12 protein-coding genes are annotated in these 13077 nt (G+C 43.4%); 10 read left to right on the forward strand and 2 right to left on the reverse strand.

Translation table 11 applies throughout. The annotated features are described in order from the left end of the window. Positions 1 to 14: 14 nt before the first annotated feature. Entirely contained in the window at positions 15 to 1001 is a 987-nt protein-coding gene (locus GSF13_RS12115; protein WP_010606409.1) for a tRNA-dihydrouridine synthase, read from the reverse strand. Positions 1002 to 1269: 268 nt separating this feature from the next. Here GSF13_RS12115 and GSF13_RS12120 point away from each other — a divergent pair, with 268 nt between their 5' ends. The 9 genes from GSF13_RS12120 (at position 1270) to GSF13_RS12160 (ending at position 9984) form a co-directional block, all read left to right on the forward strand. Next, positions 1270 to 1860, forward strand: coding sequence for a hypothetical protein (locus GSF13_RS12120; protein WP_211868510.1), 591 nt, complete (start codon positions 1270 to 1272; stop codon positions 1858 to 1860). Positions 1861 to 2015: 155 nt separating this feature from the next. After that, positions 2016 to 2852 carry a DUF692 domain-containing protein gene (locus GSF13_RS12125; protein WP_211868518.1) on the forward strand — a complete coding sequence of 279 codons (837 nt, stop codon included), beginning with the start codon at positions 2016 to 2018 and terminating at the stop codon, positions 2850 to 2852. A 2-nt stretch (positions 2853 to 2854) separates the two neighbouring features. Continuing rightward, on the forward strand, positions 2855 to 3604 hold the full coding sequence (locus GSF13_RS12130; protein WP_211868519.1) for a putative DNA-binding domain-containing protein: 750 nt from the start codon (positions 2855 to 2857) through the stop codon (positions 3602 to 3604). 594 nt (positions 3605 to 4198) lie between these two features. After that, positions 4199 to 4744: an adenine phosphoribosyltransferase gene (gene apt / locus GSF13_RS12135; protein WP_010606415.1), complete on the forward strand. Its 546-nt coding sequence runs from the start codon at positions 4199 to 4201 to the stop codon at positions 4742 to 4744. A gap of 2 nt (positions 4745 to 4746) precedes the next feature. After that, complete coding sequence (dnaX, locus tag GSF13_RS12140) at positions 4747 to 7068, forward strand: DNA polymerase III subunit gamma/tau (protein WP_206471596.1); 2322 nt, start codon at positions 4747 to 4749, stop codon at positions 7066 to 7068. Positions 7069 to 7131: 63 nt separating this feature from the next. Further along, positions 7132 to 7458 (forward strand): YbaB/EbfC family nucleoid-associated protein, encoded by a 327-nt coding sequence (locus tag GSF13_RS12145; RefSeq protein ID WP_010368987.1) that lies wholly within the window; start codon positions 7132 to 7134, stop codon positions 7456 to 7458. A 310-nt stretch (positions 7459 to 7768) separates the two neighbouring features. Then, positions 7769 to 8311: a hypothetical protein gene (locus GSF13_RS12150; RefSeq protein ID WP_174168579.1), complete on the forward strand. Its 543-nt coding sequence runs from the start codon at positions 7769 to 7771 to the stop codon at positions 8309 to 8311. 12 nt (positions 8312 to 8323) lie between these two features. Then, entirely contained in the window at positions 8324 to 9304 is a 981-nt protein-coding gene (locus GSF13_RS12155) for a restriction endonuclease (protein ID WP_211868522.1), read from the forward strand. A gap of 104 nt (positions 9305 to 9408) precedes the next feature. After that, complete coding sequence (locus GSF13_RS12160; protein ID WP_206471598.1) at positions 9409 to 9984, forward strand: rhomboid family intramembrane serine protease; 576 nt, start codon at positions 9409 to 9411, stop codon at positions 9982 to 9984. A gap of 50 nt (positions 9985 to 10034) precedes the next feature. Here GSF13_RS12160 and GSF13_RS12165 read toward each other — a convergent pair whose 3' ends face one another. Further along, on the reverse strand, positions 10035 to 12110 hold the full coding sequence (locus tag GSF13_RS12165; protein ID WP_206471599.1) for a M13 family metallopeptidase: 2076 nt from the start codon (positions 12108 to 12110) through the stop codon (positions 10035 to 10037). A gap of 270 nt (positions 12111 to 12380) precedes the next feature. Here GSF13_RS12165 and recR point away from each other — a divergent pair, with 270 nt between their 5' ends. Beyond that, the gene (gene recR, locus GSF13_RS12170; RefSeq protein ID WP_010606421.1) at positions 12381 to 12980 is read left to right on the forward strand and encodes a recombination mediator RecR; all 600 of its coding nucleotides are present in this window, start codon (positions 12381 to 12383) and stop codon (positions 12978 to 12980) included. Positions 12981 to 13077: the final 97 nt, after the last annotated feature.

The raw sequence follows: 13077 nt of genomic DNA on the forward strand, positions 1-13077 counted from the left end.
CATTATCATTTCAGTCAAACTTCACTGTTATGATTTGAATCAATGTCTGGAGACATTGCATATTTCTGCAACACCTTCATGACGTCATCTTTGCTTTTAAGCGTTTTGATTTCATCAAAAAGAACATGTGCGCCGTCATACTGACGTTTCAGATAACTGAGCCATTGTTTTGTTCTAGCCGAAAAGTACTTTTCACTCATATTCTCATCTTGATGCATGGAAGAGTGGAGGATATGGTAGACCACGTTTTCCCATGTAAGCGGAGTATAATGAGTTCCGCTAACATGCGCTTTGATTTTTGCTGCCAAATCGGGGGTGGCTAGCGCACCGCGACCAAGCATCAAATCTTCGCATTGGCTACGTGTTTGGCAGAGTAGTGCATCTTCAACTTGCCAAATTTCACCGTTAGCAACGACAGGAATGGTTAACCTTGATAATAAAGGGGGGATCTTTTCCCAGTACGCTGGCGGTTTGTAGCCATCTCGTTTGGTACGCGCATGTATTGCCAAACTTGACGCACCACCTTGCTGGACCGCATCGACAATTTCAGTGCTATTGGCATCATCGTCAAAGCCAAGGCGTATTTTGGCGCTTACTTGATGTTCTTCTGGTACCGCATCTCTAACCGCTTTAATGATTTGATAAATTTGCTCAGGCTCTTTCAGTAAAACCGCACCACCACGGCTTTTATTCACGGTTTTTGCAGGACAACCAAAGTTCAAATCAACACCATGAGAGCCAAGCTTTACGGCCTTTCGTGCATTTGCAGCAAGCGCATGGGGAACCTGACCTAGAAGCTGTACTCTAACCGGTGTTCCGGCTCTGGTATAACCACCATTTAATAGTTCAGGACAGTATCTAGTAAATACCCTACGTGGAAAGGTGAGATCAACGACGCGAATAAATTCAGTGACACAAAGATCAAAGCCGCCGAGATCTGTGAGTAATTCGCGCATTTTAAAATCAACTACACCTTCCATCGGCGCCAGAACAAGCTTCATGTGTTAACCTTCAGATACAACAAAAATAAAATGAGTCACTGATGACTCATCGAAAAGCGCGACATTTTAGCTAATTGTTTGCTGCAAGTCATCAGCAGCCCCTAGTTATCCGCAAATAGCAAAAAGACAACAGATGGACTATAACTGGATGTAAACCAAAACTTAGCGAATTGGCATTACAGCTAAAATTTTTAAACGTTTAGCGAAATAAATATTTAGACGTTTGGGTCTACTTATTGAATCTACTATTTCTGAGAGAGCAAACATTATGAATACCGTTAAAAAGAACTCTATTGCCCTTACTTTAAGCGCTGTTGTTGCAGGTACTGCGGGGTTATCCGCGACGGACGCAAGTGCGAATCCATTTAGTTTTGAAACAATGACCGCTGGTTATCAACTAGACGCTGGTGAAGGTAAGTGCGGCGAAGGCAAATGCGGTGGCGATGCTAAAAGTAAAAAAGAAGGTAAGTGCGGCGAAGGCAAATGCGGTGGCGATGCTAAAAGTAAAAAAGAAGGTAAGTGCGGCGAAGGCAAATGCGGTGGCGACGCCAAAGGCAAAAAAGAGGGTAAGTGCGGTGAAGGCAAATGTGGTGGCGACGCCAAAGGTAAGAAAGAAGGTAAGTGCGGCGAAGGCAAATGTGGTGGCGACGCTAAAGGTAAAAAAGAAGGTAAGTGCGGCGAAGGCAAATGCGGTGGCGACGCCAAAGGCAAAAAAGAAGGTAAGTGCGGCGAAGGCAAATGCGGTGGCGACGCCAAAGGCAAAAAAGAAGGTAAGTGCGGCGAAGGTAAATGTGGTGGCGATGCTAAAGGCAAGAAAGAAGGCAAGTGCGGCGAAGGTAAATGCGGTGGTAACCACTAATTAAGAACACTATTATGTTCGACCCAATAGCGCAGCTAGTTATGTTAAGGTAAAAAGCGCTATTGGGTAATTCCAAAGCGAGGCTATGCATACAGCAAAACCTCTTTTATATGGGCTTCTAATTACTTCAAAATAATGTCTAAAGTGAGAGAAATATGGCAGTGCAATTAGGCAACATAGGACTTGGCTTACGCCGTGAAATGGTCGACGACGTGCTCAATGCGCCGCCAAAGCAAGTAGACTTTTATGAGGTTGCACCAGAAAACTGGCTAAAATTTGGCGGCAAGCTTGCAAAGCAGTTTCAAGCATTGACGCAACAGCATACCTTTATTTGTCATGGTTTGTCGTTGTCGCTAGGTTCACCTGCACCGCTTGATCGTGAATTTCTATCACAACTAAAAACATTTTTTAGACAGCATAATATCGCTACGTATAGTGAGCATCTGAGTTATTGTTCGGGAGAGGGGCATATGTACGATCTGATGCCAATCCCTTTTACGGAAGAAGCAATCCATCATACATCTAAGCGGATCCGAGCAGTCCAAGAACATCTAGAACGTCGAATTGCTGTAGAAAATGTGTCTTACTATGCGGCTCCTGGACAACAGATGTCGGAGTTAGAATTTACCCTTGGGGTATTAGCTGAGGCCGATTGCGATTTGCTACTCGATGTCAATAACCTCTATGTCAACGCTATTAACCATGGCTACGATGCTGAACAATTCTTAGCGGCTATGCCAAGCGAGCGTATTGCATATGGCCATATCGCAGGCCATTATGTGGAAGCCGAAGATTTACTCGTTGATACACACGGCGCTGAGGTATCTTCGCCAGTATGGGACTTGTTAAAGAAAGCCTATGAGCTCCATGGGGTATTCCCGACGTTACTAGAGCGAGATTTTAATATTCCTCCTATGGCAGAATTACTGGCAGAAGCGGGGCAAATTTCTGCAATACAGGCCAAATACGCCAAGCGCTTGGAGCAGGTATAGTTATGTCTTTTGTAGAAACTCAGCGGCAGTTTATGGCGCATATTAGAGATCCAGACAACCAACCCGCGCCTGACGGCATAGAAGCTCGGCGCTTAAAAATCTATCAAGAGCTGTTTTTTAATAATGTTGAAGGCTTCGTGAGCAGTGCGTTTCCTGTACTTAAAAGCTTGTATACCAATAAAGATTGGTTGACGTTAATTAGGCTATTTTTTGTTAAGCACGATTGTCATTCGCCATACTTTTTAGAGATTAGCAAAGAGTTCTTGCAGTTTTTACAAACAGAATACGAGCCCTCTGAAGCTGATCCTGAGTTCTTGTTAGAGCTTGCTCACTATGAATGGCTAGAGCTAGATGTAGCAACGACCGTTGAAGCAGAGCATGAGCTTTCGATTAAGGTACAAGCGCTTGCAGATGTTGAAATTAGCTTGGCAAGTACAGCCAGAGTTGCACATTATCAATATCCGGTTCATCAGATCAGTGAAACCTTTAGGCCAACTAAAACAGCAGGGCAAACGTTTAGCTTTGCATTGTATAGAGACGAAGAGGACGAAGTTCAGTTTGTCGCACTAAATCCGATGACGGCCTTAATGTTGTCGGTGATTGAAGCCAATGATGGTATGCAACTCACTGACATTGTGGATGTTATAGCGCAGCAAGTGCCTCAGTTTACCGTTGAACAGCTGCAGCAAGGGGCACGGCATACACTAGCTGAATTCGCGGATCTTGGCATTATCAAAACAAAAAACCTTTAAGCTATTGGCAACATCGACTATTATACGGCCTGTTTTTGTCGTGCTTAAACTCGGACTAGGGCGCTAGTCAATGCTTTCTGCTGCTATGCAGTTGGCGCGAGTTGTAAAATTAAAGGTAGTATCTATGTCTAAAGGTGACTTTAAAGATCCGTTCAATGCAAAGTATTTCCTTGCATTTGTTGCTGTATTCGCTGGAATTGGTTGTTTAAACGCGATTCTAGGCTGGGCAACAGCGCTTGCATAAGGCAAGCTGAACGTATTTACCTAGAGGCTGCTTTTCGCAGCCTTTTTCGATTCTATACAGGTATATACCAATTAGTCTTAATACTTGCTCAATTTGAAGGAGCAAATCTGACGCTAACTGCGTTAAAAATTTCTCATTTAGAACAACTAAATCGCAAAACTTTCGCCTTGTTATCGACAAGATTTTCTCGCCTCAAAATAGATCACTTAATTAAGCTAATTGGTATAAAATACTCACTAAATTGGTCGCTTTTCCCCCATCCTGACACACAAAGTCACTCAGTCGGTTTCAACCGGATAGAAAATTGTTATAATCTCACTCTTTTGTAATAAACTTAAAGCAAAGCAATTATGACGACAGAGAATATGTCATTGATCAAAAATAGTATCGCGACGGTTCCTAATTACCCAAAACCAGGGATCATGTTCCGTGACGTGACTTCACTTCTAGCAAATCCAGCTGCGTTTAAGGCAACAATTGATGCATTCGTTGCGGCTTATAAAGATGGCGGCTTCACTAAAATCATCGGTACTGAATCGCGTGGTTTTATCTTCGGTGCACCATTGGCGTATGAGTTAGGTATTCCTTTTATTCCAGTAAGAAAGCCGGGTAAATTACCGCGTGAGGTGATCAGCCAGTCTTACCAGCTTGAATATGGTGAAGATACGCTTGAATTACACTCAGATGCAATTGAAACAGGTGATAAAGTGCTACTTGTTGATGATTTACTTGCAACAGGTGGTACTATTGAAGCAACAGCAAAACTGGTTAAGCGCTTAGGCGGTGAAGCCACTGATGCTGCGTTTGTTATTTCATTGCCTGAGCTTGGTGGTGAAAAGAAAATCAACGATCTTGGGATCAAAATCCTTTCACTTGTAGAGTTCGAAGGCGAATAAGCATGAGCTATCAGGTTCTGGCGCGAAAATGGCGTCCGCAAAACTTCCATGAATTAATGGGGCAAGAGCATGTTAAACAAGCTCTGGTTAACGCACTCAATGAAAAGCGTTTACACCATGCCTATTTATTCACCGGAACACGTGGTGTGGGCAAAACAACCATTGCTAGGATCTTTGCCAAAAGCCTTAACTGCGAACAAGGCGTTACTTCAACGCCTTGTGGTCAGTGTAGTGCCTGTACTGAGATTGAAACTGGTAAGTTTATCGATTTAATCGAAATTGATGCGGCTTCTCGCACAAAAGTTGAAGACACGCGAGAAATCTTAGACAACGTACAATATGCACCAACCCGTGGTCGCTACAAGGTTTATCTCATCGATGAAGTGCATATGCTGTCGAAGCACAGTTTTAATGCGCTCCTTAAAACCTTAGAAGAGCCGCCAGAGCACGTAAAATTTTTGCTCGCCACAACCGATCCACAGAAGTTGCCTGTGACTATTCTGTCTCGCTGTTTACAGTTCAACCTGAACGCAATGACACAAGGGCAAATAGTTGAACAGCTAGAAAAAATTCTGCCGCTAGAGCAAGTTGCCTTTGATCCGGTAGCGCTACAAACGTTAGCTAAAGCCGCTGATGGCAGTATGCGTGACGCTCTAAGTTTGACCGATCAGGCTATTGCACAAACAAATGGCAATTTAACGGTGCCTGCAGTGCAATCTATGCTGGGACTGATGGATAGTGCTCATGCGGTCATTTTGCTGTCTGCAATTTTATGTCACGACGGTGATGCCTTACTCAATGCGATTGAAAAAATAGCACTACAAAACGGTAATTTTGTCAGTGTGCTGGACGATTTAATTGCGTTATTGCATGTTATTCAGCTCACTCAACTTGTGCCTAGTGCTGCGCGGTTATCAAATTTTGATAACAACGACATTAAGCTATTTGCCGAGCAATTAGCACCGCAACAGGGTCAGTTGTTGTATCAACTGCTGTTAAATGGCAAAAAAGACCTAAAGTGGGCACCCGAGCCTAAACTTGGGTTTGAGATGGTCATGCTGCGCTTAATGGCGTTCGAAAAAGAAAGTCATAGTCTAGTGCCTAGCGCTCCTGTGAGCCAAGAGACTTCTGAAAAGCAAAGCAAAGTAGGGGATTTACGAGCGCTGTTAGAAAAGCCAACGGAAGATAATGCAACGGTAGCGGCATCACCTCAGGTGCAGCCGACAGCAACACCTACATATGCACCAGAAGCAACGACACCAGCCGTGCAACAAGCAACACATTATGAGCCGGTGTCGCCAACGCCAGCTGTGCAAAGCCAAGCACCAGTCGCCTCTGTGCCATCTGAGGCGGAGATGGCCAACCAATACGACAGCATCATGTCAGAGGCGGTAGAGCAGGGGTTCCAAGAACAAGTTCCTGCACATCATCATGAAAGTGCGCCAGTCGATGATGCTGCATACGCGCAAATGGCATCGCAAAATCAAGAGGATTGGTCTCAACCTGAGGTGCAAAACCAAAGCGCTTCAGAACCTGTTGCTACGGCCAGTGTTACTGAGCAGCAAAACCAAGCCCAGTCAGCAATAGCACGAATTTTAAAAAATCGTAATATCTCTGGGGCGGGTCGATTGGTGGGAGCCAATGGTGAGGTAAAAAAGTCTGAGGCGCCTAGTGCGCCAATAGAGCAAGCGCCAGCCACGACGGTAACCACACCTGAGTATCAGCCTGAGCCGCAACGCGCACAGCCGGCAGCACCTCGCTTGGCACCAAAAAAGCAAAAGAAAGAAGCGTTTCAAGAGCGCCACAAACCTATTACGGAAAATTTAGCGCCAGAATTGCTAGAGCAGTTATCACCGGTAAAACAAGATGATAACGAGCAAAGTATTCAAGTGGAGATCCCCGCACCGGAAAACTTTGTTAGTCCAATCAGTGGCATTAAGTTTGCTCACCAGAGCGACGATTGGGCAAACATGATTGAAAAGATGCAATTAGGTGGCCGAATTCGCCAGTATGCATTACACAGTGTGATAACGCAGCAAGGCGCGCAGGTACAATTGCAAGTAGATGCGAGTCAACAGCACTTGGATTCAGCAGTGCTGAGAGAGAAACTAACTGAAAGCCTAAGCGCATTACTTGAGCAGCCAATCGCGCTTGAGATTAACTATATCGACACGGTAAATAACACGCCGTTTTTGGTACAGCAACAGTTAGATGAACATAGGCTTGTCCAAGCTAAAGCGGCGATGCGTGACGATCCTCTCGTCAGCGCGTTTGTCCAAGAATTTGACGCAATGCTTGACGAAAATAGCGTTCAGGCATTGTAATTAAGGGCGTTAGCCCTTATCTTTTATCACAGTAAACCAAATTGAAGTATAAGAGAGCAGAATATGTTTAAAGGCGGAATGGGCAACATCATGAAGCAGGCGCAGCAAATGCAAGAGCGCATGGAAAAAGCCCAAGAAGAGATCAAGAGCCTAGAAGTAACAGGTGAAGCAGGCGCAGGTTTAGTTAAAGTAACTATGCTTGGTAGCCACAACGTACGTCGCGTAGAAATCGATGAAAGCCTAATGGAAGACGACAAAGACATGATCGAAGACCTACTAGCCGCTGCGGTAAACGACGCAGTGCGACGTGTAGGTGAAGAAACGCAAAAGCGTATGTCAGAAGTCACTGGCGGCATGCAAATGCCTCCAGGCTTCAAAATGCCGTTTTAATAAGAATCCTATAAAAATAGCGCCTAAAGGCGCTATTTTTTTGTCTGAAATTTAGGGATACCTAATAGATACCACGGATTCGGTGAGGGCTGTTACTTTATCTGATCCCTTAAAATTATCATCGTAATCTACTTTTTTTGAAAAAAGAGGGTTCTAAATGGATTTAAACCGATTCTATAGCACGGGATTTAGGCATTTTTACATTGAAAATTATCTTTATATTATTGAATAATAAAGCTTTTATTTTGTGTGGAAATGTTCTAACTTAAGTCTATCTGTATTGAACTACTCTAAATGTGGAGATGGATTTATGAAGTATCAAAATCAACTTGACCAGTTAAAAAGTGGCAGTTTAACGCGAGCTCAAATGGCTGTTTTACAAGAAAATGCGCTACGCATTTTCAACAAAGGAGATAAAGACGCAAAGTTAATACTTGATGCGATCCCATATAGTAAGCCTGCAGATACATCAATTTTATTTATGGGCTTTTGTCCCGAAGCTGATTTTTCAAATAGATTAGATATTTTTTGGAAAGAAAATGGGATTTGTCGTTTTGACTATCTAGAGAGTGAAGTTCAGATAAATCGATGGTATGAAGTGTGTGCAGGTGACCTTCTTGTCCTTAAAAAGCGTGAACAATTTGGTAAAACCATGAAGCTATACGGTTTCGGTAGAGTAACTAAGATATGCCATGATGATGAAAATGTTCGTTACTTTGAAGTTAGCTGGGCTGAGCAATCAAGAGAAATTGAAGTACCTCTGATGGGTTGTAACAGTACTGTCGATATCAAAGCTATGGAAATGGTAGAGCAAGAAATGCCCGAAGCGTTTTGGCATTGGCTTAACCTGTAAAGGACGAACAAAATGAAAAACATAATATTAGTTAGAGGCCCAGAGTACTTAGCCGAGCAGGCTTTAGTTGGTTATGGTTGGCGTGAAATTAATTTGAGTAAATTTAATTCTTTTTTTGAAATTGATGAGTTTATTAAAGAGAGGGGAATCGATGTCGGCAGACAAAGAAATCAAATCAAACGATTTTTTGAAATTTCAGCAGGCGATATCGTAGTAGTTCCGATAAATAGGGCTGTGTTAATAGGGGTTGCAGTTGGTGAAAAATCATTCGCTGAAACACCTTGGAATGGAGCTAATAGAGTCGCGGTCAATTTTTTTAAAAAGTCTAATGGTAATTTGGTTAAGATCCCAAGGTATCAATTAACCGAGGGCTTACAAAGCAGATTAAAGATAAGGATGTCGATTGCCAACCTTAATGAATTTAAAGAAGAAATTACCGGCTATATTGAAAAACTACAGCAAAACCTAGAGATAAAATTTGACTCAGAATTTCAGACTCGAGTAGAAATTGAATTAAAACATATTGAACGTAGTTTGCTAGATAGATTGATAACAGGGCAATCTAGACTAGAAAGTGGTGGGTATGGTTTAGAAAAGTTAATTGCTGAACTCTTAGAAATTGAAGGTTATCGAACGCATATTATGTCAAAAAGTCAGACAAATGATCTTTCTGATATTGATATTAGGGCGGAAAAAAGTGATGACTTTTCTGGGACAAATATCGTGTATGTTCAGTGTAAGCATCATTCAGGTACAACTAGTAATTGGGGAGTTGATCAGTTAATTGAATTTGAAAAAGAAACACCGAATGTTAGTTTATGGTTGATTACCACTGGTATTGTTTCAGATGAAGTTAAAGAATATGCAAGTGAACATGGGGTAAGTGTTATGGAAGGAGAAGCATTAGCCGCCAAAATAATCTCTCAAGTTGATAAGTTGTCTGTTTCAACTAAAGAAAAACTAGGGTTATCTGTACTTCCTAAGTTACTCTAATCGACCTTAGCCAAGATGTTGTGACATGCCCTTGGCTTTAACAGGTTAATAAAATTTAGCCACCTTATCAGCGGTGTGCCATTAGAGGGGATGTGGACAATAAGATGAGTAAACGTGCACTAGTTTTTCCGCCCAATTTTAAGCTGGTTTTGTACGCGATGGTGGTGATGTGCCTCGTACAGGTGTTGGGTGGTATTTTTGGCTTACCCGCCTATCGTTTTGGGATTGTACCGCATAATGTTCATCATTTGAGTGGTGTGTTAACCGCGCCTTTTGTGCATGGTAGCTGGGGACATTTGCTGAGTAATTTGCTCGGCTTAAGTATTAGTGGCTATTTGGCAGCGAGATTACCAAGGTTTAAGCGAGCAACACTTTTTATTGTGGTTGCTACAGGGCTGTTGGTGTGGCTGTTTGCTGGGCACGCTAATCACATTGGTGCATCAGGCATTGTAATGGGTTACTTTGGCTTACTGCTGGGTGCTGCGCTATTCAATCGAGATGTGCTTGGTATTGTTAGTTTTATTGCTCTGCTGGTATTGACTTACTATGCCAACATTAGTTTTTTAGCGACGTTATTTGATTTTTCTGCACAGACGAGTAGTTCAAGTCATATTTTTGGGTTTTTAAGCGGATTAGGCGGGGCATACTTAACCAAGCAAAAGCGTATTGCTCGGCGTTAAAGCAGCATAACCTACCAGTGACGGCAGGTTATGCTTTGGGATTTAAGTTATTACCAAATACGCACGCGTTCTTCAGGTGCTAGGTACAGTTTGTCGCCCGGTTTAACGTCAAACGCTTTATACCATGCATCATGGTTGCGAGGCGCAAGGGCTCTAAATTGACCCGGTGCGTGCGTACCTGCGCGTAGCTGGTTTAGCATGCTTTGCTCAGTACGCTTTTCTTTCCACACTTGTGCCCAAGCAAGGAAGAAACGTTGGTCGCCAGTCAAGCCATCAATCACAGGTGCTTCTTTGCCGTTTAGGCTCAGTTTATATGCATGATAAGCCATCGCAAGGCCGCCCACGTCACCGATGTTTTCGCCAAGGCTGTTGCGACCGTTTACGAAGTTACCTTCAATAGGCTCATATTTGTTGTATTGTGCCGCGAGCTTGTCTGCTTTTTCTTCGAAAGCAGCGCGGTCGGCATCGGTCCACCAGTTACGCTGAATACCATTGGCATCGGATTTTGAGCCTTGGTCGTCAAAGCCGTGGCCCATTTCGTGGCCTATCACCGCGCCAATACCGCCGTAGTTTACTGCAGGATCTGCATTTGGGTCGAAGAATGGCGGTTGTAAAATTGCCGCAGGGAAAACGATTTCATTAAACGAGCTGTTGTAGTAGGCGTTTACGCGTTGCGGTGTCATACCCCAGCGGTTACGATCGGTTTTTTCAAGCTCTTTGGCGATACTGTCATTGCGGAAAAACTCACGTAGGTTTTTCACATTCGTCATTAAGTTATCGCGGGTTAAGGTTAACCCATCAAATGATTGCCATTTATCAGGGTAGCCAATCTTAGGCGTAAATGCGGCAAGTTTTGCTTGAGCATTTACTTTTGTTTCTTCCCCCATCCAGTCTAAGCTTTCAATCCTTTCACCAAGCGCGGTGCGTAGGTTTTCAACCAATTCTGACATTTGTTTTTTAGAAGACTCTGGGAAGTAACGGGCAACGTAAACTTTACCAATTGCAAAGCCAAGCGACGTAGTGCCAGACATTTCGCTTATTGCGCGTTTCCAACGAGCACGTGGTTCTTGTTGACCACTTAAATGTTTGCCATAAAATTCAAAGTTAGTATTGAAGATATCTTCAGACAGCAGCGACGCATTGCCGCTAATTGCGTGATAAGTTAAGTAGTCTTTCCAAACGGCCAAGTCTTCAGAGTTGATAAGCGCAATCATTGCTTTAATCGGCTCTGGCTGAGACATATTTAGCTGAGGCACTTTGTAGCCTGTTTCAGCAAAATATAAATCCCAATTAAAGCCTGGGTACTGTGTTGCTAGTTCGTCACGTTTGACTTGATTTAATGTCAGGTCGCGATTTCTGCGTTTTTCACGTGGCCAGTGTCCCTCAGCAATTTTAGTTTCAAGTGCAAGAATGGCCTCTGCGCGCTCAGTCGGCTTGTCTTTACCCGCAAATTTAAGCATATCTGCAATATGCGTAACGTATGCTTCTCGAGTTTTAACAAAACGCTCAGCCTCTTCTAAATAGTAAGAGCGATCTGGTAGTCCAAGTCCGCCAGCACCCATCGACATCTCATATTTATTTGGGTCTAGACGGTTAAACCACATACCGCCGCCGAGCGGCGCATTTACGCCAGTTAACCAAGATTGCCCGAATGCTTTGGTTAGACCGTCAGTGTTGTTAATGGCGTCAATGTCAGCAAGTAGTGGCTGAATAGGTTTAATACCAAGCTTATTTAGGGTTTCAACATCCATATAAGCATTGTAAAAATCGGCAATTAGCTGCTCTTCGGCGTTTAGGTTTTTACCGTTAGCAATCTCTTCGATAATGGTTTTTACTTGCTCTTCACTGCGTTCAGCAAGTGCAGAGAATGCACCAAAACGCGTTTTGTCTGCTGGCATTTCGTAGTTTTTGTACCAAGTGCCGCTGGCGTACATAAAGAAATCATCGCCTGGTTTTACACTTTCATCGCGTGCACTGAGGTCAACACCAAAGTTGCCAAGTTCGGCCTTACCAGTGGCTACCGCTGCGTTTTCTGTTTTTTGGGTTTCACTTGTTGTGACTTGTGGCTCAGAGCAAGCCGTCAGCATAACGGCTGCAAGTGCACTTGCTATTATCGTTTTTTTCATTATGTAGTCTCTATCTAGTTCGAGAAGTGAGCCCGACAGTCGTCCTATTGTATTTACTATCGGGAATGGAACCATTGTCGAGCGAATACCTGTTTGCTGCAAGCATTTGAGTCGAATTGTTGAAAAATTCATGGTAAATGCGTTTTTAAACTTCACAATGCGTGAAGGGAATTGAAATTGCTTCAAGCTTTAAATCAATAGAAATATCCCTTATCATTTCGGCATTGTTATCGGTGCGTTTGCACTGCATGGGCCACAAGAAACGAATTTATGCAATTATCACCAAGTTTAACGGCGCTTATTGAAGCGCTGCGTTGTTTACCTGGCATTGGGCCTAAGTCTGCGCAACGTATTGCCTTTCATTTATTAGAGCGAGACAGAGAGGGCGGCAGCCAACTGGGGCAAAGCCTTACTCATGCGATGCAAGCCATCGGTCATTGCTCAAGCTGCCGAACATTTAGTGAGGTTGAGGTGTGTGATATTTGCCAAAGTATCAAGCGCCAAGACACAGGGCTGCTTTGTGTGGTTGAATCACCAACGGACGTATTGGCGATAGAGCAAACGGGCCAATTTAATGGCTTGTATTTTGTGCTGATGGGGCATTTATCGCCTCTGGATGGAATTGGCCCTAATGAAATCGGCCTTGATGTTCTTGAGCGTAAGCTAAGTGCTGGCAATATTAATGAAGTTATCTTAGCGACAAACCCAACGGTGGAAGGCGAGGCAACGGCACATTATATTTCTGAGTTATGTCATAAGTATCAGGTTGAAGCGTCACGTATTGCCCATGGTATGCCTGTCGGCGGTGAGCTTGACCTGGTAGACGGTATGACGTTAATGCATGCGTTTAGCGGGCGTAAGAAGCTCTAATCTTAACGCTTCTTGCTAAAAGCCCTGTTTTTGGAGCAATTGAATCTAAAAAATAGGGCGATTTGTTAAAAATTTTGTTCAGTCTCTTGAAAGTTTT

It is taken from the genome of Pseudoalteromonas sp. M8 (genome assembly GCF_018141365.1).
In the GTDB taxonomy this organism is placed as follows: domain Bacteria; phylum Pseudomonadota; class Gammaproteobacteria; order Enterobacterales; family Alteromonadaceae; genus Pseudoalteromonas.

Bases quoted from the DNA above. Each gene is read 5' to 3' on its own strand.
- GSF13_RS12115 (WP_010606409.1), bottom strand. From the start codon at position 1,001: ATGAAGCTTGTTCTGGCGCCGATGGAAGGTGTAGTTGATTTTAAAATG.
- GSF13_RS12120 (WP_211868510.1), top strand. From the start codon at position 1,270: ATGAATACCGTTAAAAAGAACTCTATTGCCCTTACTTTAAGCGCTGTT.
- GSF13_RS12125 (WP_211868518.1), top strand. From the start codon at position 2,016: ATGGCAGTGCAATTAGGCAACATAGGACTTGGCTTACGCCGTGAAATG.
- GSF13_RS12130 (WP_211868519.1), top strand. From the start codon at position 2,855: ATGTCTTTTGTAGAAACTCAGCGGCAGTTTATGGCGCATATTAGAGAT.
- apt (WP_010606415.1), top strand. From the start codon at position 4,199: ATGACGACAGAGAATATGTCATTGATCAAAAATAGTATCGCGACGGTT.
- dnaX (WP_206471596.1), top strand. From the start codon at position 4,747: ATGAGCTATCAGGTTCTGGCGCGAAAATGGCGTCCGCAAAACTTCCAT.
- GSF13_RS12145 (WP_010368987.1), top strand. From the start codon at position 7,132: ATGTTTAAAGGCGGAATGGGCAACATCATGAAGCAGGCGCAGCAAATG.
- GSF13_RS12150 (WP_174168579.1), top strand. From the start codon at position 7,769: ATGAAGTATCAAAATCAACTTGACCAGTTAAAAAGTGGCAGTTTAACG.
- GSF13_RS12155 (WP_211868522.1), top strand. From the start codon at position 8,324: ATGAAAAACATAATATTAGTTAGAGGCCCAGAGTACTTAGCCGAGCAG.
- GSF13_RS12160 (WP_206471598.1), top strand. From the start codon at position 9,409: ATGAGTAAACGTGCACTAGTTTTTCCGCCCAATTTTAAGCTGGTTTTG.
- GSF13_RS12165 (WP_206471599.1), bottom strand. From the start codon at position 12,110: ATGAAAAAAACGATAATAGCAAGTGCACTTGCAGCCGTTATGCTGACG.
- recR (WP_010606421.1), top strand. From the start codon at position 12,381: ATGCAATTATCACCAAGTTTAACGGCGCTTATTGAAGCGCTGCGTTGT.